This window comes from Micromonospora sp. Llam0 (assembly GCF_003751085.1).
In the GTDB taxonomy this organism is placed as follows: domain Bacteria; phylum Actinomycetota; class Actinomycetes; order Mycobacteriales; family Micromonosporaceae; genus Micromonospora_E.
Genome location: NZ_RJJY01000001.1, coordinates 1,429,369 through 1,450,106 on the forward strand (window position 1 = coordinate 1,429,369; position 20,738 = coordinate 1,450,106).

Below are 20,738 nucleotides of genomic sequence, written 5' to 3' on the forward strand. Positions count from 1 at the left end.
CGAAAGGACTTCGCTGTGAGCGCGTACCTGATCAAGGGCGTCCGGGTCCTCGGCCGGGACCCTGTCGACCTGCTGCTGCGCGACGGCGTGGTCGCCGACGCCGGCTCCGGGCTGACCGCGTCGGGTGCGCAGGTGCTCGACGCCGACGGCCTGATCGCCCTGCCCGGTCTGGTCGATCTGCACACCCACCTGCGTGAACCCGGCCGGGAGGACGCCGAGACGGTGGAGACCGGGTCGCGGGCCGCCGCGCTCGGCGGCTACACCGCCGTCTGCGCGATGGCGAACACCTCCCCGGTGGCCGACACCGCCGGGGTGGTCGAACAGGTCTGGCGGCTCGGCCGGCAGGCCGGGCTGGTCGACGTGCAGCCGATCGGCGCGGTCACCGTCGGCCTGGCCGGTGAACGCCTCGCCGAACTCGGCGCGATGGCCGACTCGGCCGCCGCCGTGCGGATCTTCTCCGACGACGGGCACTGCGTCGCCGACCCCCGGTTGATGCGCCGTGCCCTGGAGTACGTCAAGGCGTTCGACGGCGTCGTCGCACAGCACGCCGAGGAGCCCCGGCTGACCGAGGGCGCCCAGATGCACGAGGGCGAGGTCTCCACCCGGCTCGGCCTGACCGGCTGGCCGGCCGTCGCCGAGGAGGCGATCATCGCCCGCGACGCGCTGCTCGCCGAACACGTCGGCAGCAGACTGCACGTCTGCCACCTGTCCACCGCCGGCAGCGTGGAGATCGTCCGGCAGGCCAAGGCCCGTGGGGTCCGGATCACCGCCGAGGTCACCCCGCACCACCTGCTGCTCACCCACGAGGCGCCGACCAGCTACGACCCGGTCTTCAAGGTCAACCCGCCGCTGCGCACCGGCGAGGACGTCGCCGCGCTGCGCGCCGCGCTCGCCGAGGGCGTCATCGACATCGTCGCCACCGACCACGCTCCGCACGCGGTCGAGGACAAGGAGTGCGAGTGGGCGTACGCCCGGCCCGGCATGCTCGGGTTGGAGACCGCCCTGTCCGTGGTGCTGCTCACGACCGCGCTGCACGACGTCGACGGTGTACCAGACTGGGAGCTGATCGCCGAGCGGATGTCCCGGGCCCCGGCCCGGATCGCCGGGCTGACCGGGCACGGGCACGACCCCGCGCCGGGCGTCCCGGCGAACCTCACCCTGATCGACCCGGCCGCCAGTCGCACCGTCGACCCGGCCGAGTCGGCCAGCCGCAGCCGCAACACCCCGTACGCGCGGATGGTGCTGCCCGGCCAGGTGGTCGCCACCTTCCTGCGCGGCGACGCGACCGTGCTCGACGGAAAGGCCGTGCGATGAACGACACCACCACAGCACCCCGTCGGCGGGTTCCGGCGCTGCTGGTGCTCGAGGACGGCCGGGTCTTCCCCGGCGAGAGCTACGGCGCGGTCGGCGAGACCTTCGGCGAGGCGGTGTTCACCACCGCGATGACCGGCTACCAGGAGACGCTGACCGACCCGTCCTACCACCGGCAGGTGGTGGTGCAGACCGCGCCGCACATCGGCAACACCGGGGTCAACGTCGACGACGACGAGTCGGACCGGATCCGGGTGGCCGGGTACGTGGTCCGCGATCCGGCCCGCCGCCCGTCGAACTGGCGGTCCACCGGTGATCTGGAGGACCGGCTCGCCGCCGAGGGCGTGGTCGGCATCTGCGGGGTGGACACCCGGGCGCTCACCCGCCACCTGCGTGACCGGGGGGTGATGCGGGTCGGCGTCTCCACGCTGACCGACGACCCGCAGGAGCTGCTGGACCGGGTCCGGCAGGCGCCGCAGATGGTCGGCGCGGACCTGTCCGCCGAGGTGACCACCGCCGAGCCGTACACGGTCACCGCGCAGGGCGAGCACCGTTACACCGTTGCCGCGCTGGACCTGGGCATCAAACGCAACGTGCCGCGTCGGCTGGCCCGGCGCGGGGTGACCACCCACGTGCTGCCGGCCACCTCGATGCTGGACGAGATCCTGGCCACCGGGCCGGACGCGGTGTTCTTCTCACCCGGGCCGGGTGACCCGGCCACCGCGCACCACGCGGTCGAGCTGGCCCGGCAGGTGATGGCCCGCCGTACGCCGTTGTTCGGCATCTGCTTCGGCTCGCAGATCCTCGGCCGGGTGCTCGGCTTCGGCACGTACAAGCTCGGCTACGGCCACCGCGGCATCAACCAGCCGGTGCTCGACCGCACCACCGGCAAGGTCGAGGTGACCAGCCACAACCACGGGTTCGCCGTGGACGCCCCGCTGAACACGGTGATCGACACCGACTTCGGCGGCGTCGAGGTGAGCCACGTGTGCCTCAACGACGACGTGGTCGAGGGGCTGCGGGCCCGCGAGGTGCCGGCGTTCACCGTCCAGTACCACCCGGAAGCGGCGGCCGGCCCGCACGACGCGGACTACCTGTTCGACCGGTTCGTCGAGCTGATCGAGGGAAAACATGCCTAAGCGGACAGATCTGCAGCATGTCATGGTGATCGGCTCCGGGCCGATCATCATCGGCCAGGCCTGCGAGTTCGACTACTCCGGCACGCAGGCGTGCCGGGTGCTGCGCGCCGAAGGGCTGCGCGTGTCGCTGGTCAACTCCAACCCGGCGACCATCATGACCGACCCCGAGTTCGCCGACGCCACCTACGTCGAGCCGATCACGCCCGAGTTCGTCGAGCTGGTCATCGCCCGGGAGCGCCCCGACGCGCTGCTGCCCACCCTCGGCGGGCAGACCGCGCTGAACACCGCCGTCGCCCTGCACTCCGCCGGCGTGCTGGACAAGTACGGCGTGGAGCTGATCGGGGCCGACGTCGACGCGATCCGCCGCGGCGAGGACCGGCAGCTGTTCAAGGACATCGTCGCCGCCGCCGGCGGCGAGACCCCGCGCAGCCGGGTCTGCCACAGCATGGCCGAGGTGCACGACACCGTCGCCGAACTCGGGCTGCCGGTGGTGATCCGACCGTCGTTCACCATGGGCGGGCTCGGCTCGGGCATGGCGCACACCCCGGCCGACCTGGAGCGCATCGCCGGCGCCGGGCTGGCCGCCTCGCCGGTGCACGAGGTACTCATCGAGGAGAGCGTGCTCGGCTGGAAGGAGTACGAGCTGGAGCTGATGCGCGACCGCAACGACAACGTGGTCGTGGTCTGCTCCATCGAGAACATCGACCCGATGGGCGTGCACACCGGCGACAGCGTCACCGTCGCCCCGGCGATGACCCTCACCGACCGCGAGTACCAGCAGATGCGCGACATGGGCATCGCGGTGCTGCGCGAGGTCGGCGTCGACACCGGCGGCTGCAACATCCAGTTCGCGGTGCACCCGAGCACCGGCCGACTCGTCGTCATCGAGATGAACCCCCGGGTGTCCCGCTCGTCGGCGCTGGCCTCCAAGGCGACCGGCTTCCCGATCGCCAAGATCGCCGCCAAGCTGGCGATCGGCTACACCCTCGACGAGATCCCCAACGACATCACCAAGCAGACCCCGGCGGCGTTCGAGCCGGTCCTCGACTACGTCGTGGTCAAGATCCCCCGGTTCGCGTTCGAGAAGTTCCCCGGCGCCGATCCGGAGCTGACCACCACGATGAAGTCGGTCGGCGAGGCGATGAGCCTGGGCCGCAACTTCACCGAGGCGCTGAACAAGGCGATGCGGTCGATGGAGACCAAGGCCGCCGGGTTCTGGACGGTGCCGGATCCGGCCGGCGCCACCGTCGAGTCCACCCTGGCGGAGCTCGCCACCCCGCACGACGGCCGGCTCTACACCGTCGAACGGGCGCTGCGGCTGGGCGCCACCGTCGCCCAGGTCGCCGAGGCGTCCGGCGGTATCGATCCCTGGTTCCTGTCCGAGATCGCCGGCCTGGTCGAGCTGCGTGGCGAGATCGAGGCCGCGCCGGTGCTCGACGCTGCGCTGCTGCGCCGGGCCAAGCGGGCCGGGCTGTCCGACCGGCAGGTGGCCGCGCTGCGTCCGGAGCTGGCCGGCGAGGACGGGGTACGGGCGTTGCGGCACCGGCTCGGTCTGCGCCCGGTGTACAAGACCGTCGACACCTGCGCCGCCGAGTTCGCCGCCCGTACGCCGTACCACTACTCCAGCTACGACGCGGAGACCGAGGTCGCGCCGTCGGACCGGCCGAAGGTGCTCATCCTCGGCTCCGGGCCGAACCGGATCGGCCAGGGCATCGAGTTCGACTACTCCTGCGTGCACGCGGTGATGGCGCTCGCCGAGTACGAGACCGTCATGGTCAACTGCAACCCGGAGACGGTCTCCACCGACTACGACACCGCCGACCGGCTGTACTTCGAGCCGCTCACCTTCGAGGACGTGCTGGAGGTCTGGCAGGCCGAGGACGCCGCCGGCCGGGCCGCCGGCGGCCCCGGCGTGGTCGGGGTGATCGTCCAGCTCGGTGGGCAGACCCCGCTCGGGCTGGCGCAGCGCCTCGCCGACGCCGGGGTGCCGATCGTCGGCACCCCACCGGAGTCGATCCACCTGGCCGAGGAGCGGGGTGCGTTCGGCCAGGTGCTGGCCCGCGCCGGACTGCGCGCCCCGGCGCACGGCACCGCCGTGTCGTTCGAGCAGGCCAAGGCGATCGCCGACGAGATCGGCTACCCGGTGCTGGTCCGCCCGTCGTACGTGCTCGGCGGGCGCGGCATGGAGATCGTCTACGACGATGCGACGCTGCGCGACTACATCGGCCGGGCCACCGACATCTCGCCGGAGCACCCGGTGCTGGTCGACCGGTTCCTCGACGACGCCATCGAGATCGACGTGGACGCGCTGTGCGACGCCACCGGTGAGGTCTACCTCGGTGGGGTGATGGAGCACATCGAGGAGGCCGGCATCCACTCCGGCGACTCGTCCTGCGCGTTGCCGCCGATCACCCTGGCCGCCCCGCACCTGGCCACCATCCGGCACTACACCGAGCAGATCGCCCGCGGCGTCGGGGTGCGCGGGCTGCTCAACGTGCAGTACGCGCTCAAGGACGACGTGCTGTACGTGCTGGAGGCCAACCCGCGCGCCTCGCGGACCGTACCGTTCGTCTCCAAGGCCACCGCGGTGCCGCTGGCCAAGGCGGCGGCCCGGATCATGCTCGGCGCCACCGTCGCGCAGCTGCGCGACGAGGGCATGCTGCCGGCCACCGGCGACGGCGGCACGTTGCCGCCGGACGCGCCGATCGCGGTCAAGGAGGCGGTGCTGCCGTTCAAACGGTTCCGCACCCGCGCCGGCCACGGCGTCGACTCGCTGCTCGGCCCGGAGATGAAGTCGACCGGTGAGGTGATGGGGATCGACCCGGCGTACGGCAACGCCTTCGCCAAGTCGCAGGCCGCCGCCTACGGCTCCCTGCCGACCAGCGGAAAGATCTTCGTGTCGGTCGCCAACCGGGACAAACGCGCGATGATCTTCCCGGTGAAGCGGCTGGCCGACCTCGGGTTCGACATCGTCGCCACCGCCGGCACCGCCGAGGTGCTGCGCCGCCACGGCATCGCCTGCGAACTGACCCGCAAACACTGGGAGGAGTCGGGCGACGGGCAACCGGACGCGGTGACGTTGATCGCCTCCGGCGAGATCGCCCTGGTGATCAACACACCGCAGGGCTCCGGTGCCAGCGCCCGCTCCGACGGGTACGAGATCCGCAGCGCGGCGGTCACCGCGGACACCCCGTGCGTGACCACCGTGCCCGGGGTCGCCGCCGCCGTGATGGGCATCGAGGCGCTGATCAACGGGGACATGGCGGTCCGGCCGCTGCAGCAGCTGCACGCGGCGCTGCGCCCGGAGACAGCCGGCCGGCAGGCCGCCCGGTGACCCGCTCCGGCGGGTACCGGCTGGCCCGGTCGGCGTTGTTCCGGCTCGGCGGCGGCGACGCCGAGACCGCCCACGAGTGGACGCTACGTCGGCTGGCCGCACTGTCCCGCAGCCGGGTGGCGCTGGCCGCGTTGCGCACCCGGTACGCGGTGGCCGCGCCGCGTACCGTTTTCGGGGTCGACTTCCCCAACCCGGTCGGCCTGGCCGCCGGAATGGACAAGGACGGCCTGGCGCTGCCCGCCTGGCCGGCGCTGGGCTTCGGCTTCGTCGAGGTCGGTACGGTCACCGCGCGCCCCCAGCCGGGCAACCCCCGGCCCCGGCTGTTCCGGTTGCCGACCAGCGAGGCGGTGATCAACCGGATGGGGTTCAACAACGCCGGCGCCGAGGCACTCGCCGACCGGCTCGCGGTGCTCGGCCGGCTGGAGGATCGGGCCGGGTTCGGCCGGTCGCATCCGGCGCACGCCGACCGCCCGGTGCCGTTGGGTATCTCGCTCGGCAAGTCGAAGGTCGTGCCGATCGAGGAGGCGGTCGACGACTACCTGTCGGCTTACAAGGTGCTCAGCGGCTACGGCCAGTACTTCGTGATCAATGTCTCCTCGCCGAACACCCCGGGGCTACGGCAGCTGCAGGACCGCGAACATCTCGACACCCTGCTGGCCACCCTGGTGGGGGAGCGACCGATCCTGGTCAAGATCGCGCCGGACCTGTCCGAGCCGGCCATCGCCGAACTGCTGGAGGTCTGTCTGGCCCGGGGCGCGGCCGGGGTGATCGCCACCAACACCACCCTGTCCCGCGCCGGCCTGGCCGCCCCCGACGCCGGTCAGGCGGAGCAGACCGGCGGGTTGTCCGGCCGGCCGCTGACCGGCCGGGCCCGGGAGGTGGTCGGCTTCGTCCACCGGGAGACCGGCGGCGCGCTGCCGGTCGTCGGGGTCGGCGGCATCCTCGACCCGGACGACGCGGCCCGGATGTTCGACGCCGGTGCCAGCCTGGTGCAGCTCTACACCGGCTTCATCTACCGGGGTCCGGGGCTGGTCCGGGCGATCGCCCGGCAGGCGCAGCGCCGGTGAGCGCGAGGCTGCCGGCAGGCCCGGGGTCCCGATGAGTGCTCAGTCGCCGGTGCCCGGCGACGGCCACCGCGCCGAGCAGCTGCGGGAGCTGGACCGTCGGCACGTCTGGCATCCGTACGCCGCGCTGCCCCCGGCCGTGGCGCCCTATCTGGTCGACAGCGCTGCCGGGGTACGGCTGCGACTGGCCGACGGGCGGGAGCTGGTCGACGGGATGTCGTCGTGGTGGGCCGCCGTGCACGGCTACCGGCACCCGGTGCTGGACGCCGCCGTCACCGACCAGCTGGGCCGGATGGCGCACGTGATGTTCGGCGGGCTCACCCACGAGCCGGCGGTCCGCCTCGCACAGACCCTGGTGGAGATCACCCCGCCGGGCCTGGAGCACGTCTTTCTCTGTGACTCGGGCTCGGTGAGCGTCGAGGTCGCGATCAAGATGGGCCTGCAGTACCAGCTGGGCCGGGGCCGGCCCGGCCGGCGCAAGCTGGCCACCTGGCGCGGCGGCTACCACGGGGACACCTTCCACCCGATGAGCGTCTGCGATCCGGAGGGCGGGATGCACCACCTGTGGCGGGGGGTGCTGCCGGCGCAGGTGTTCGTGTCCGCCCCGCCGGGTGACTTCGCGTCGGCGCCGGACGAGCGCTACCTCGCCGAACTGGTCGACGCGGTGGCCCGGCACGCGGACGAGATCGCCGCGGTGATCGTCGAGCCGGTGGTGCAGGGCACCGGCGGCATGCGGTTCCACCATCCGGCGTACCTGCGCGCCCTGCGCGAGGCGACCGCCGCGCACGACGTACTGCTGATCTTCGACGAGATCGCCACCGGGTTCGGCCGGACCGGCGCGTTCTTCGCCGCCGAGCACGCCGGGGTGACACCGGACGTGCTCTGCCTGGGCAAGGCGTTGACCGGTGGCTACCTCACGCTGGCGGCCGCACTGTGCACCCCGGAGGTGGCCGCCGGGATCTCCGCCGGCGGGGTCCTCGCCCACGGGCCGACCTTCATGGGCAACCCGTTGGCCTGCGCGGTCGCCAACGCCTCGATCGGACTGCTGCGCGCCGCCGCGCCGGCGGCCGGGGCCGAGCCGGTTGCGGCCACCGGTCCGGCGCCGGCTGGGGTCGTCCCGGCCTGGCAGGTCGCCGTACGGCGGATCGAGGCCGGCCTGCGCGACGGCCTGGCACCGGTCGCGACGCTGCCCGGCGTGCGCGACGTCCGGGTGCTCGGCGCGATCGGGGTGGTCCAGCTGGACCGGCCGGTCGACCTGGCGGCGGCGACCGCGGCGGCGGTGGACGCCGGGGTGTGGCTGCGGCCGTTCCGGGACCTGATCTACACCATGCCGCCCTATCCGGCGGACGACGACGACGTCGCGCGGATCGCCCGCGCGATGGCGGCTGCGGCCGTCGCGGTACCGCGCTGAGGTCCGCCCGGCGGTACCGCCGAGGGAGGGAGAGCCGATGGAGACCTTTGGTCAGCGACTGCACCGGGCCGTCACCGCCCGGGGCCCGCTGTGCGTGGGCGTCGACCCGCATCCGGAGCTGTTGACCCGGTGGGGGCTGCCGGGCGACGTCGACGGGCTGGCCCGGTTCGCCGCCACGGCGGTCGACGCGCTCGGCGACGTGGCCGCGGTAGTGAAGCCTCAATCGGCGTTCTTCGAACGTTTCGGGTCCGCCGGCATCGGTGTCCTAGAGTCAACTATCCGACAGTTTCGCGAGGCCGGGGCCCTCGTCCTGCTCGACGTGAAGCGCGGCGACATCGGTTCGACGGCCGCCGCGTACGCCTCCGCCTACCTCGATCCGGCGAGCCCGTTGGCGGTCGACGCGGTCACTGCCAGCCCGTATCTGGGCGTCGGCGCGCTCGCTCCGATGTTCGATCTCGCCGGCCGGCACGGCGGCGGCGTCTTCGTGCTCGCGCTGACCTCGAATCCTGAGGGGCGGGCCGTGCAGCACGCCCGGGTGTCCGATGGACGCACCGTCGCGCAGACGGTGATCGATGAGATTTCGCAGCTCAACGTGGGTGCGGAGCCGATTGGCAGTTTCGGTCTGGTGGTCGGTGCGACCGTTGGTGACACCGGTCATGAACTGTCGCATGTCAATGGCCCATTGCTCGCTCCGGGGTTGGGTGCGCAAGGTGGACGGCCCGAGGACCTGCGGACAGTGTTCGGGCAAGCGCTTTCCGCAGTCCTTCCGTCGTACTCCCGTGAGGTGCTGAACGCCGGCCCGGATCCGTCGGCGTTGCGGGCTGCAGCCGAACAGACGCTTGTTAAGTGTCGGGAGGCTCTCGGGGTTCCGGTCTGAGTGAGCGATCGATCACCCCCGCGTGATCGTGGTGTGGCCACGTTGCCGAAAACGTCGCTGACCGCTAGATGATCGATTCCAAGGGATACGGGGTAGCAAGCGGACGCGAGGGCATCCATGATCAACGTTGCCTAGGCAGCGAAACCATGGAGGCCACGTGCACGTCGATCTGGACACCCTCGCGACCGCACTGTACGTCAGGATCGACGACGAACTGAAGGCGTCCCCGCACCTCAACCGGTGGCGTCCAGCGGTCGGCATCACCGCCCGGATCACCGACGCCGAACTCATCACGGTGTCAGTGATGCAGGCACTACTCGGCTACCACAACGAGACCCGCTGGATCCGCTACGCCCGCAAATCCATCATCCACCTGTTCCCCCACCTGCCCAAACAGCCCGGCTACAACAAACGGCTGCGAGCGCTGACCACCCAACTGGCCCACTTCATCACGGTGCTCGCCACCGACACCGACCTGTGGCGGCACCCGATCCGGATCGCCGACTCCACACCCGTGCCCTGCGGCACATCCCGCGAGACGGTGCAGCGTTCCGACCTGGCCGGCTGGGCCGGCTACGGCTACTGCGCCTCCCACTCCCGGCTGTTCTGGGGACTACGCCTGCACCTGGTCACCACGGTCCACGGACTGCCGGTCGCGTTCGCCCTCACCAACGCCAAGACCGACGAACGTGAAGTCCTCATCGACCTGGTCACCCTGCAACCCGGCATGTTCCACCACCCCGACGGGGTGATCCTGGTCGTGGACAAGGGCTACCGCGACCGCGACACCGAAATCTGGCTCAACGACAACGATGTCACCGTCGTACGCCCCGCGTACCGCACCGAACCCGCACGACCCGGCCGGGGCCTGCTCCGCGCCGTCCGGCAGACCATCGAATCAGTCAACCAGACCTTCAAAAGCCAACTCGACCTCGAACAGCACGGCGGCCGGACCATCACCGGCGTCGCCGTCCGGGTCCTGCAACGCGTCCTCGCCCTGACCGCCGCGATCTGGCACAACTGGCACACCGGCCAACCGACCCTGCGCTCCCTGACCGCATTCGACCACTGACCCCTTGGAATCGATCATCTAGTTTTCCCCGCGCTGGGAACCACATGCCCCTTTGGTTCCCAGCCACACCACGTTTCACAGAGCGGCGGTGCGATCCGCCCGTCGCGATAGGGACCTGAGGAGAACTGGTGCCGCTCCCGTCACTGACCCCCGAACAGCGCGCAGCCGCGCTGGAGAAGGCCGCGGAGATCCGTAAGGCCCGTGCTGAGTTGAAGGAGCAACTCAAGCAGGGCAAGACCACCCTCGCCGCCGTGCTCGACCGGGCGGAGTCCGACGACGTTGTCGGCAAGCTGAAGGTTTCCGCCGTGCTGCAGGCGATGCCGGGCATCGGCAAGATCCGGGCGACCCAGATCATGGAGAAGCTCAAGATCGCCGACAGCCGTCGCCTCCGTGGCCTCGGCGACCAGCAGCGCAAGGCCCTGCTCGGGGAGTTCGCCGCGAACTGATTCGCGGCAGGGTGTAGAAACAAGCAGTGACCATGTATGACGACGCGCGCCCGGCAGCTCGGCTCACGGTCCTCTCCGGCCCCTCCGGGGTCGGCAAGGACAGCGTGATCGAGCTGATCCGGGCGCGCTCGCCCTGGATCTGGCTGTCCGTCTCGGTGACCACCCGCCCGATGCGGGACTACGAGGTCGACGGCGTCCACTACTACTTCGTCGACCGACCCGAGTTCGAGCGGATGGCCGCCACCGGGCAGCTGCTGGAGTGGGCCGAGTTCGCCGGCAACCTCTACGGCACGCCGCGCTCGGCGGTCGAGCAACGACTACGCGCCGGCGAGCCGGTGCTGCTGAAGATCGACCTGCAGGGTGCCCGGCAGGTACGGGCCGCGATGCCCGAGGCCCAGCTGGTCTTCCTCGCGCCACCCAGCGTCGAGGAGCTGAAACGGCGCCTCGTCGGTCGGGGGACCGACGACGAGGAGACGATCCGTCGCCGGCTGGAGCACGCCGACGAGGAGTTGGCCGCCGAGCGGGAGTTCGACGTCACGGTGGTGAACGACGAGGTGAAGCGAGCCGCGACCGAGCTGGTAGGATTGCTCGGTTCGTCATTATTGACCGACGCCCAGTCACACCGCCCGGCCTGACAGCACCCAGCGACAGAGCCCGACGACACAGAGGTTGCATCCGTGGGATCCATTGCCAGCCCGGAAGGCATCACCAACCCGCCCATCGACGAGTTGCTGGAGAAGACCTCGTCGAAGTACGCCCTGGTGATCTTCGCCGCCAAGCGTGCCCGCCAGGTCAACGCGTACTACAGCCAGCTCGGTGAGGGCCTGCTGGAGTACGTCGGACCGCTGGTGGAGACCACGCCGCAGGAGAAGCCGCTCTCCATCGCCATGCGGGAGATCAACTCCAACCTGCTCACCGCCGAGCCCACCGACCAGCCCTGAGCGCCGGTACGCCGGACCGCGTCCCGCCCCGGGTCGTCCTCGGCGTCGGTGGCGGGATCGCCGCGTACAAGGCGTGTGAGCTGCTTCGGCTGCTGACCGAGTCGGGCCACCAGGTCAAGGTGGTGCCGACTGCGGCCGCGTTGCGGTTCGTCGGTGCGCCGACCTGGTCGGCGCTGTCCGGGCAGCCGGTCGCCGACGACGTCTTCAGCGACGTCCACGATGTGCCGCATGTGCGGCTCGGCCAGCAGGCCGACCTGGTGCTGGTCGCCCCGGCCACGGCGGATCTGATCGCCCGGGCCGCGCACGGGCTCGCCGACGACCTGCTCACCAACACCCTGCTGACCGCCCGGTGCCCGGTGCTGCTCGCCCCGGCGATGCACACCGAGATGTGGGAGCATCCGGCCACCGCCGACAACGTCGCGCTGCTGCGCCGTCGCGGGGTGCTGGTCATCGAGCCGGCGACCGGCCGGCTGACCGGGTCCGACTCCGGCAAGGGCCGACTGCCCGACCCCGGAGAGATCTTCGCCGTCGCCCGCCGGGTCCTGGCCCGGTCCGCCGGAACAGCCGCCGGCCTCGTCGGCGCCGACCTCGCCGGCCGGCGGGTGGTGGTCACCGCCGGCGGCACCCGCGAACCGCTCGACCCGGTGCGGTTCCTCGGCAACCGGTCGTCCGGCAAGCAGGGGTACGCCTTCGCCCGTACCGCCGTGGCCCGTGGCGCGCAGGTGACGGTGATCGCCGCGAACGTGTCGCTGCCCGATCCGGCCGGTGTCCGGCTGGTCCGGGTGGGCAGCACCGAGGAGCTGCGGGTCGCCACGCTCGCCGCGGCGGCCGAAGCCGACGTGGTCGTGATGGCGGCGGCGCCGGCTGACTTCCGGCCGGCGAGCTACGTACCCACGAAGATCAAGAAGGACGACGGGGGGCGAGCGCCGGTGATCGAGCTGGTCACCAACCCGGACATCGCCGCCGAGCTCGGCGCGGCCAAGCGCCCCGGCCAGCTCCTCGTCGCGTTCGCTGCGGAAACCGGGGACCTGCTGACCAACGCCCGGGCGAAGCTGGCGCGCAAGAACGCGGACCTGATCGTCGCCAACCAGGTGGGTGCCGACCGGGTGTTCGGCGCGGACGCCAACTCCGCCACGGTGCTCGACGCCGACGGCCCGGTCGCGGTGCTCGACGAACGCGGCAAGGAGCAGCTCGCCGACGACGTCTGGGATCTGGTGGCGGCCCGACTGGCGCAGTGAGCTCCGCTACGTCGCGCAGTGAGCTCCGCTACGTCGCGCAGTGAGCTCCGCTACGTCGCGCAGTGAGCTCCGCTACGTCGCGCAGTGAGCTCCGCTACGTCGCGCAGCGCCGGATTCCTTGGTCGGCACGGCGCCAGACCCCAACGTGGATGACTAGACTGCCGGGAACCATTGCTTTCGGATTCAAGGAGTACCGTGGCACGCCGTCTCTTCACCTCCGAGTCTGTCACGGAGGGCCACCCGGACAAGATCGCCGACCAGATCAGCGACGGGATCCTCGACGCGCTGCTGGCCCAGGACCCCCGGTCCCGGGTCGCGGTCGAAACCCTGATCACCACCGGCCAGGTGCACGTCGCCGGGGAGGTCACCACGCAGGCGTACGCGGACATCCCGGCCATCGTCCGCGAGACGATCCTCGGGATCGGCTACGACTCCTCGAAGAAAGGGTTCGACGGCGCGTCCTGCGGGGTGAGCGTGTCGATCGGCGCCCAGTCGCCGGACATCGCCCAGGGCGTCGACACCGCCATCGAGCGCCGGGTCGGCGAGTCGGCTGACGACGCGCTCGACGCCCAGGGCGCCGGCGACCAGGGCATGATGTTCGGGTTCGCCTGCTCGGAGACGCCGGAGCTGATGCCGCTGCCGATCGCGTTGGCGCACCGGCTGGCGAGGCGGCTGTCGGCGACCCGCAAGGACGGCACCATCCCCTACCTGCGGCCGGACGGCAAGACCCAGGTCACCGTCGAGTACGACGGGCTGCGGCCGGTACGGCTGGACACCGTGGTCGTCTCCAGCCAGCATGCCGCGGACATCTCGCTGGAGTCGCTGCTCACCCCGGACGTCCGCGAGCACGTGATCGCCCCCGAGCTGGAGGGCCTCGGTCTGGACACCGACGGTTACCGGCTGTTGGTCAACCCGACCGGACGCTTCGAGATCGGCGGACCGATGGGCGACGCCGGCCTGACCGGCCGGAAGATCATCGTGGACACGTACGGTGGGTACGCCCGGCACGGTGGCGGCGCGTTCTCCGGCAAGGACCCGTCGAAGGTGGACCGCTCGGCGGCGTACGCGATGCGCTGGGTGGCCAAGAACGTGGTGGCCGCCGGGCTGGCGGAGCGGTGCGAGGCGCAGGTCGCGTACGCGATCGGCAAGGCCCACCCGGTGAGCCTGTTCGTGGAGACGTTCGGCACCGAGAACGTGCCGGTGGACCGGATCGAACGGGCGATCGGCGAGGTGTTCGACCTGCGGCCGGCTGCGATCATCCGGGACCTGGACCTGCTGCGGCCGATCTACCGGCCGACCGCCGCGTACGGCCACTTCGGTCGGGAGCTGCCGGAGTTCGCCTGGGAGCGCACCGACCGGGCCGCTGACCTGAAGTCCGCCGCCGGAGCCTGACTCACCGCCGCTGACCGTACCGCCGGGGGTGGCGGGTCGCCGGCCACCCCGGCGGCCGGGCAGGATGGCCCGGTGAGCACCCGAGCAGGACACGACCGGCAGCCGGCCGACCTGCTGCCGGTCGCGCGTATCTGCGTCGACGTGCCGCTGCCGCACCTGGACCGGCCGTTCGACTACCTGGTCCCGGCGGAGCTCGACGACGGCGTGCAGCCGGGCACCCGGGTCCGGGTCCGGTTCGCCGGCCAACTGGTGGCCGGGTGGGTGCTGGACCGGGTGGCCGCCTCCGGCCACGACGGCAAGCTCGCCTTCCTCGACAAGCTGGTCTCGCCGGAACGGGTGCTCAGCGCCGACATCGCCGCTCTGGCCCGCACCGTCGCCGACCGGTACGCCGGGCACCTGGCCGACGTGCTGCGGCTGGCGGTGCCGCCGCGACACGCCCGCGTCGAGCAGGAGCCCAGCGAACCCGAGTCCGGTCCCGCCACCGCGCCGACTGACGCCGCGCCACCCGATGCCGTGTCGACCGATGCCGTGTCGACCGATGCCGTGCCGACAGACGCTGTGCCGACAGACGCTGTGCCGACAGACGCTGTGCCGACCGATGCCGACGGATGGGCGGCGTACCCGTCCGGGCCCGCGTTTCTGCGGGCCGTCGCCGACGGCCGACCGGCCCGCGCCGTCTGGGCGCCGCTGCCCGGCGAGGACTGGCCGGCCCGGTACGCCGAGGCGATCGCCGCCACTGTACGGGCCGGCCGGGGCGCGGTCGCGGTGCTACCGGACGGACGCGACGTCGACCGGCTCGACGCGGCCCTGCGTTCGGCCCTGGGCGAAGGCCGGCACGTGGTGCTCACCGCGGCGCTCGGCCCGGCCCGACGCTACCGGGCGTTCCTCGCGGCGAACCGCGGCCAGGTCAAGGTGGTCGTCGGCACCCGGGCGGCGATGTTCGCCCCGGTCGCCGACCTGGGCCTGGTCGCCATCTGGGACGACGGCGACGACGTGCACGCCGAACCGCGCGCCCCCTACCCGCACGCCCGCGAGGTCCTGCTGACCCGGGCACAGCTGGGCGGGGTCGCGGCGCTGCTCGGCGGTTTCGCCCGCTCCGGTGAGGCACAGCAGCTCGTCGAAACCGGCTGGGCCCGGGAGATCGTCGCCGCCCGGGCAACTGTCCGGCGACGTGCCCCACGGGTCACCCCGGCCGGCGACGATGCCCAGTTGGCCCGCGACGCCGGTGCCGCCACCGCCCGGCTGCCCAGCCTGGCCTTCGCCACCGCCCGTACGGCGTTGCAGGCCGGGATGCCGGTGCTGGTGCAGGTGCCCCGGCGCGGCTACCTGCCGGCGGTGTCCTGCGCGGACTGCCGGACCCCGGCCCGCTGCCCGCACTGCGCCGGCCCGCTGGCCCTGCCGGCTGCTACCGCCACCGCGCAGTGCCGCTGGTGCGGCCGGCCGGCCGCCGGCTACGCCTGCCCGCACTGCCACGGGCGGCGGCTACGGGCGTCGGTGACCGGCGCCCGGCGTACCGCCGAGGAGCTGGGCCGGGCGTTCCCCGGCACCACGGTGCGGACCTCCGGCCGCGACGAGGTGCTCACCGTGGTGCCGGCCGAACCGGCGGTGGTGGTCGCCACCCCCGGGGCCGAGCCGGTGGCCGACGGCGGCTACGGCGCCGTACTGCTGCTGGACACCTGGGCGTTGCTGACCCGGGCCGACCTGCGGGCGGCGGAGGAGGCACTACGCCGCTGGCTGTCCGCCGCCGCGTTGGCCCGGTCGGCGGCCGACGGCGGCCGGGTGGTGGTGGTCGCCGACGGTGGGCTCGCCCCGGTGCAGGCGCTGCTGCGCTGGGACCCCGGCTGGTTCGCCGCCCGGGAGCTGGCCGACCGGCGGGAGCTGGGTTTCCCGCCGGCGGCCCGGATGGCCAGCGTGACCGGTCCGGCCGAGGCGGTGGCCGAACTGCTGGCCGCGTTGCGGATGCCGGACGGTGCCGAACTGCTCGGTCCGGTGCCGGCGGCCGACGGACAGGAACGGATGTTGATCCGGGTCCGCCGGTCGCAAGCGGCCGAACTGGCCCGGCAGCTGCGGCTGGCAGCCGGTACCCGTACCGCCCGCCGGGCCGGGCAGCCGGTACGCATCCAGATCGACCCGCTCGACCTGCTCTAGATGATCGATTCCAAGGGGTCAGTGGTCGAATGCGGTCAGGGAGCGCAGGGTCGGTTGGCCGGTGTGCCAGTTGTGCCAGATCGCGGCGGTCAGGGCGAGGACGCGTTGCAGGACCCGGACGGCGACGCCGGTGATGGTCCGGCCGCCGTGCTGTTCGAGGTCGAGTTGGCTTTTGAAGGTCTGGTTGACTGATTCGATGGTCTGCCGGACGGCGCGGAGCAGGCCCCGGCCGGGTCGTGCGGGTTCGGTGCGGTACGCGGGGCGTACGACGGTGACATCGTTGTCGTTGAGCCAGATTTCGGTGTCGCGGTCGCGGTAGCCCTTGTCCACGACCAGGATCACCCCGTCGGGGTGGTGGAACATGCCGGGTTGCAGGGTGACCAGGTCGATGAGGACTTCACGTTCGTCGGTCTTGGCGTTGGTGAGGGCGAACGCGACCGGCAGTCCGTGGACCGTGGTGACCAGGTGCAGGCGTAGTCCCCAGAACAGCCGGGAGTGGGAGGCGCAGTAGCCGTAGCCGGCCCAGCCGGCCAGGTCGGAACGCTGCACCGTCTCGCGGGATGTGCCGCAGGGCACGGGTGTGGAGTCGGCGATCCGGATCGGGTGCCGCCACGGGTCGGTGTCGGTGGCGAGCACCGTGATGAAGTGGGCCAGTTGGGTGGTCAGCGCTCGCAGCCGTTTGTTGTAGCCGGGCTGTTTGGGCAGGTGGGGGAACAGGTGGATGATGGATTTGCGGGCGTAGCGGATCCAGCGGGTCTCGTTGTGGTAGCCGAGTAGTGCCTGCATCACTGACACCGTGATGAGTTCGGCGTCGGTGATCCGGGCGGTGATGCCGACCGCTGGACGCCACCGGTTGAGGTGCGGGGACGCCTTCAGTTCGTCGTCGATCCTGACGTACAGTGCGGTCGCGAGGGTGTCCAGATCGACGTGCACGTGGCCTCCATGGTTTCGCTGCCTAGGCAACGTTGATCATGGATGCCCTCGCGTCCGCTTGCTACCCCGTATCCCTTGGAATCGATCATCTAGCTGGCTTTAGCCAGACGAGGGACGTGCACGGGAGTTCGTCTGGGTATGGGCTTGGCGTCGGCGTAGGCTGCGCCGGGTGACGAGGACGAGGCGATCATGGGGTTCGGACAGGGCGGCGGCGGATGCCTCCTACGCGGCGGCGTTCGACCGGTTGTTCGTTCAGGGTCGTGACGCGGTCCTGTCTGGGACGCACTACCGGGACACGCCACCGGTTGAGGGTGGCCGGTGGGGTATGTCGGTGGTGTTCGTTCCCGGTACGGACAGTGCGCTGAGGCTGGCTGCGGTGACCGCCGAGGTGATGAAGCTGGCAGGTCCGGGTCATTGGCCGACCGGCGCCCCGGAGGCGGTGCATTTCACGGTCCGAGCCATTGAGGTTCATCGCCGCGATGTTCCTGTGGGTGATGCGCTGGTGGGTCGGTGTGCGGCTGCACTGGGTCGGGCGGCTGCGGAGTGTCGGCCAGCCCGGTTCAGGCTCAGCGGGGTGACGCTCACGCCGTCTGGGGTGATGGCATGTGCGTTTCCCCATGACGACGCTGCTGACGGGTTCGCTGATCGGCTGGGTGAGGAGTTGGGGTCCGACGGCTGGTTCGAGGACAGCTATCACCGTGACATCTGGTACGCCACGCTGGTGCACTTCACCGGTGAGGTCCGCAATCGGCAAGGGCTGGTGGACTGGGTCGCCAGGCGGCGGGATCTGAATCTGGGTGAGGCCGCCGTCGACAGGGCGGAACTGCTGCGGTTTCGGCACAACGGCCGGCAGCCGGTACGGGTTGGGCTTGGACACGCGCGACTCGACGGAGTGTCTGTCGCGGCTTTCGTTTCAGATCGCCGGTAGCCGGTGGGGCGGCAGGCACCGCCCCACCAGGAGGGTGACGGTCATGCGCGGTAGCCGAGGCTGAGGGCGGTCCAGCCGGCGGCTATCCAGCGGGGCACGGTGGTGAGGTCATGGCGGTCCGGGGCGCCAGTACCAGCGCGCCCCGGACCGGTGCGGCTCTCGTCGATCAGCTGAAACAGGTCGGGGAGATTGCGGTGTACCCGACGTAGAGAACGCCGCTGGCGTTGATGTCAACGGTGCTGCCCTTGCGTTTCCCGCTTGCCCAGACAGCGCGGCCAGCCAGGTTGTAGACGACAAAGTTTCCGTCGTTCTGGTACACCGCACGCTTTCCGCTGCCGGTGGTCTTTGCGCTCCAACAGGCCCGCTTCGTCTTGACGTTGCGGAGTACGAGATTCCCGTCGCTCTGCATGGTCAGCCGGACCTGGGACTTGTCGGAAATTGTCCGCTGGATGTAGTCACCGTGGTGCAACTGCTCGCCCTTGTCGAGCTTGGTGCCGAGGTTTGCGGCCTGCGCCGGGGAGAGGGTGATGCCGATCATGACGGCGACGGTGCTGGCGAGCGCCAGTAGGCGCCGGATGTCTCGTCTAACGGGGTGCATTTTTCGTCCCTTCGGTTGCGGAATTGCAAATCCGACAGGCGCTGGGTGAAAAGTGCGTGTTGCCGGATCTGAACTCCAGGTCTGTCTGTCTACCTACCAGGGTCGAGATCCACCGATCATTCGGCCAGGATCTGAACCGGCACTTGGCCGGAACTTGCATCGCTTGGCAAGGCGGTTAGGGCTTGCTTCACCTTTCTTCGATGCCCGATGCTGTCATAAAATGTGTAAAAATGGTAAAAAAATGATGGTTAGGGGACGGTGAAGCGGGTCGGCGGTGACGCTGGTGCTAGCTTGATCTTTAACCTGTGCGGCGTGGTCTGGGATTGGCCGATTTCTTCTTTCTGGAGGTCGTCTTCCCGGTTTGGCTGCTGGTGACGGTGTGGACGTCGTAGCGGCGGGTGGGGTGACGGTTGGGTGTGCCGGGTGGTCGTCCGGGGCCTGGCCGGGTGGGTTTCGGCGCGCTGGCGGGGCAGGTGCTTGTCGGACGTAGGTGCCGAAATCCGCGGCGGACCCGGGATGGGGTGAGCCGTTCGGGTGGCGCTGGTCGTTCCCATGGGTGACGCAGGTCGGCGGCCAGTGGCCGGGCCAGCCTCAGCTGCGTGTAGGCGGCGATGATCAGCCAGGTCCACCGGTCGGCGGCGTGCGGGTCGCGCAGTTTCGGCACTGTCCAGCCGAGGGTCTGCTTGAACAGCCGGAACGTGTGCTCGATGTCGAAGCGGCGTAGGAACGCCTGCCACAACAGGTCGATCATCGCCGGATCCGGGCTGGGATCGTGGCCCGGCTCGTGGTCGATACCGGTGGACCACCACAACCATACCGGTTTCGCGGTCGCGCCCGACGGCAGCCGCCCGACGTCGAGACGGATCACGGTGCCTTCCAGGATCGGCAGTGCAGGGCAGTCGGTCCAGGCCGCGCGGCGGGTCAGTCTCGGATGCAAGCGGTGCCAGGCTCGGGCGGTGACGGTGCCGTAGAGGCGGGTATCGGTCACCGTGGTCACATCCGGGGCACCCCAACTGCGGGGGTCGCCGAAGATGAACTCGGCGCCGTGGCGGGGCAGCCGGCCCCGCCGGCCGGGCAGCGGTGGTGGCGCGGGTCGGCGCAGGACCCTGTCCGAGCGCAGCCTGGCCAGGACGCGCACCGGCAGGTCCCGCAGCAGCCAGGCCAGGCGGGCCGCGTCGTAGCCTGCGTCCATCACCACCCAGACCTGCGGATCGCCGGGCCGCCAATGGCCGGCGGCGATCAACCGGCCGACCACGTCCCGCAACTGGGCGGCGGTCACCGCCGCCAGATCCGCACCCGGAGCCAAGCGGACCGCGTCCAGCGGTGCGGTCCACGAGGTGCGGCCGGTCTCCAACGCCACAACGAACGCATACGGCCAGCCCGGAACTCCGATGTGCTGGTCCCTGCCACGGCCGTAGGTGTGACACAGGATCCGCTCCGGCGACGTGTGCGCCTCCGGCCGCAGCCAGCACGTCACATCCACGGCCAGGACGAGCCGCCCGTCAGCCGCCCGCGGCGGCGGCACCGCCGCCACCGCCGTACGCAGCCGTTGCACGTCAACCCGCCCGGCGGCCAAGGCGTCGTACAACGCGCCGTGCCCACGGCGGTACTCCGCTACCAGCGACAACCCGGGCAACGACCGCACCGGCCCATCCGCGCACAACACCGCGTCGGTCAACTCGAACAACGCATCCGACCGCCGTGACAGGGCCTGGTGGAAGTCCCGCCGAAACCCGGCCAACACCTCCGCCGGATCCCTCACCGGCCCGGTCGAGACAGAGCCGGGTAACACCAGCCCACTCAGATGGTCCAAAATCGTGGCCACGGCCACCGCCTTGATCTCGCGTCCTTGCCAGGGAACCCGAAGATCATCAACGGTGGCCGTTCCCACGTCAGCCCGACACGC

The 20,738-nt window shown here is 71.2% G+C and carries 17 protein-coding genes; 14 read left to right on the forward strand and 3 right to left on the reverse strand.

All coding sequences use genetic code 11. The annotated features are described in order from the left end of the window. Positions 1-15: 15 nt before the first annotated feature. The 13 genes from EDC02_RS06525 to EDC02_RS06585 all read left to right on the forward strand — a co-directional run bounded on the left by EDC02_RS06525 (position 16) and on the right by EDC02_RS06585 (position 16,373). A complete protein-coding gene (locus EDC02_RS06525) occupies positions 16-1,314 on the forward strand; it encodes a dihydroorotase (RefSeq protein WP_123601174.1) in 1,299 nt (432 codons plus the stop codon). Continuing rightward, entirely contained in the window at positions 1,311-2,450 is a 1,140-nt protein-coding gene (carA, locus tag EDC02_RS06530; protein WP_123601175.1) for a glutamine-hydrolyzing carbamoyl-phosphate synthase small subunit, read from the forward strand. The genes EDC02_RS06525 and carA overlap by 4 nt, the downstream gene beginning before the upstream one ends. Then, positions 2,443-5,784 (forward strand): carbamoyl-phosphate synthase large subunit, encoded by a 3,342-nt coding sequence (gene carB, locus EDC02_RS06535; protein ID WP_123601176.1) that lies wholly within the window; start codon positions 2,443-2,445, stop codon positions 5,782-5,784. Before carA ends, carB begins: the two co-directional genes overlap by 8 nt. Next, positions 5,781-6,851, forward strand: coding sequence for a quinone-dependent dihydroorotate dehydrogenase (locus EDC02_RS06540; RefSeq protein ID WP_123601177.1), 1,071 nt, complete (start codon positions 5,781-5,783; stop codon positions 6,849-6,851). Before carB ends, EDC02_RS06540 begins: the two co-directional genes overlap by 4 nt. A gap of 31 nt (positions 6,852-6,882) precedes the next feature. Next, positions 6,883-8,259 carry an adenosylmethionine--8-amino-7-oxononanoate transaminase gene (gene bioA / locus EDC02_RS06545; protein WP_123601178.1) on the forward strand — a complete coding sequence of 459 codons (1,377 nt, stop codon included), beginning with the start codon at positions 6,883-6,885 and terminating at the stop codon, positions 8,257-8,259. 37 nt (positions 8,260-8,296) lie between these two features. Further along, complete coding sequence (gene pyrF / locus EDC02_RS06550; RefSeq protein WP_123601179.1) at positions 8,297-9,136, forward strand: orotidine-5'-phosphate decarboxylase; 840 nt, start codon at positions 8,297-8,299, stop codon at positions 9,134-9,136. A 157-nt stretch (positions 9,137-9,293) separates the two neighbouring features. Further along, a complete protein-coding gene (locus tag EDC02_RS06555) occupies positions 9,294-10,208 on the forward strand; it encodes an IS982 family transposase (RefSeq protein ID WP_123601180.1) in 915 nt (304 codons plus the stop codon). Between the two features lie 128 nt (positions 10,209-10,336). Then, positions 10,337-10,654, forward strand: coding sequence for an integration host factor, actinobacterial type (mihF, locus tag EDC02_RS06560; protein WP_123601181.1), 318 nt, complete (start codon positions 10,337-10,339; stop codon positions 10,652-10,654). A gap of 32 nt (positions 10,655-10,686) precedes the next feature. After that, on the forward strand, positions 10,687-11,289 hold the full coding sequence (gene gmk, locus EDC02_RS06565; protein ID WP_123604565.1) for a guanylate kinase: 603 nt from the start codon (positions 10,687-10,689) through the stop codon (positions 11,287-11,289). A 42-nt stretch (positions 11,290-11,331) separates the two neighbouring features. Continuing rightward, entirely contained in the window at positions 11,332-11,595 is a 264-nt protein-coding gene (rpoZ, locus tag EDC02_RS06570) for a DNA-directed RNA polymerase subunit omega (RefSeq protein ID WP_123601182.1), read from the forward strand. Next, positions 11,592-12,833, forward strand: a complete 1,242-nt coding sequence (coaBC, locus tag EDC02_RS06575) for a bifunctional phosphopantothenoylcysteine decarboxylase/phosphopantothenate--cysteine ligase CoaBC (RefSeq protein WP_123601183.1) — start codon at positions 11,592-11,594, stop codon at positions 12,831-12,833. Before rpoZ ends, coaBC begins: the two co-directional genes overlap by 4 nt. Before the next feature lie 195 nt (positions 12,834-13,028). After that, on the forward strand, positions 13,029-14,225 hold the full coding sequence (gene metK / locus EDC02_RS06580; RefSeq protein ID WP_123601184.1) for a methionine adenosyltransferase: 1,197 nt from the start codon (positions 13,029-13,031) through the stop codon (positions 14,223-14,225). Positions 14,226-14,354: 129 nt separating this feature from the next. Beyond that, positions 14,355-16,373, forward strand: a complete 2,019-nt coding sequence (locus tag EDC02_RS06585) for a primosomal protein N' (RefSeq protein WP_123604566.1) — start codon at positions 14,355-14,357, stop codon at positions 16,371-16,373. A gap of 18 nt (positions 16,374-16,391) precedes the next feature. Here the strand turns inward: EDC02_RS06585 and EDC02_RS06590 are convergent, their stop codons facing one another. Beyond that, positions 16,392-17,306 carry an IS982 family transposase gene (locus tag EDC02_RS06590; RefSeq protein ID WP_123601185.1) on the reverse strand — a complete coding sequence of 305 codons (915 nt, stop codon included), beginning with the start codon at positions 17,304-17,306 and terminating at the stop codon, positions 16,392-16,394. A 325-nt stretch (positions 17,307-17,631) separates the two neighbouring features. On the opposite strand from EDC02_RS06590, the gene EDC02_RS39475 reads away from it, so the two are divergent. Continuing rightward, positions 17,632-18,234 (forward strand): hypothetical protein, encoded by a 603-nt coding sequence (locus EDC02_RS39475; protein ID WP_148083344.1) that lies wholly within the window; start codon positions 17,632-17,634, stop codon positions 18,232-18,234. 166 nt (positions 18,235-18,400) lie between these two features. On the opposite strand, the gene EDC02_RS06600 is transcribed toward EDC02_RS39475, so the two are convergent. After that, complete coding sequence (locus tag EDC02_RS06600; RefSeq protein ID WP_158632072.1) at positions 18,401-18,772, reverse strand: hypothetical protein; 372 nt, start codon at positions 18,770-18,772, stop codon at positions 18,401-18,403. Positions 18,773-19,130: 358 nt separating this feature from the next. Then, positions 19,131-20,594: an NF041680 family putative transposase gene (locus tag EDC02_RS06605; RefSeq protein WP_305036219.1), complete on the reverse strand. Its 1,464-nt coding sequence runs from the start codon at positions 20,592-20,594 to the stop codon at positions 19,131-19,133. Positions 20,595-20,738 lie beyond the last annotated feature (144 nt).

Excerpts from the sequence above, each read along its gene's own strand:
- carA (WP_123601175.1), top strand. The coding sequence starts at position 1,311 with ATGAACGACACCACCACAGCACCCCGTCGGCGGGTTCCGGCGCTGCTG.
- carB (WP_123601176.1), top strand. The coding sequence starts at position 2,443 with ATGCCTAAGCGGACAGATCTGCAGCATGTCATGGTGATCGGCTCCGGG.
- bioA (WP_123601178.1), top strand. The coding sequence starts at position 6,883 with ATGAGTGCTCAGTCGCCGGTGCCCGGCGACGGCCACCGCGCCGAGCAG.
- pyrF (WP_123601179.1), top strand. The coding sequence starts at position 8,297 with ATGGAGACCTTTGGTCAGCGACTGCACCGGGCCGTCACCGCCCGGGGC.
- gmk (WP_123604565.1), top strand. The coding sequence starts at position 10,687 with ATGTATGACGACGCGCGCCCGGCAGCTCGGCTCACGGTCCTCTCCGGC.
- EDC02_RS39475 (WP_148083344.1), top strand. The coding sequence starts at position 17,632 with ATGTCGGTGGTGTTCGTTCCCGGTACGGACAGTGCGCTGAGGCTGGCT.
- EDC02_RS06600 (WP_158632072.1), bottom strand. The coding sequence starts at position 18,772 with ATGATCGGCATCACCCTCTCCCCGGCGCAGGCCGCAAACCTCGGCACC.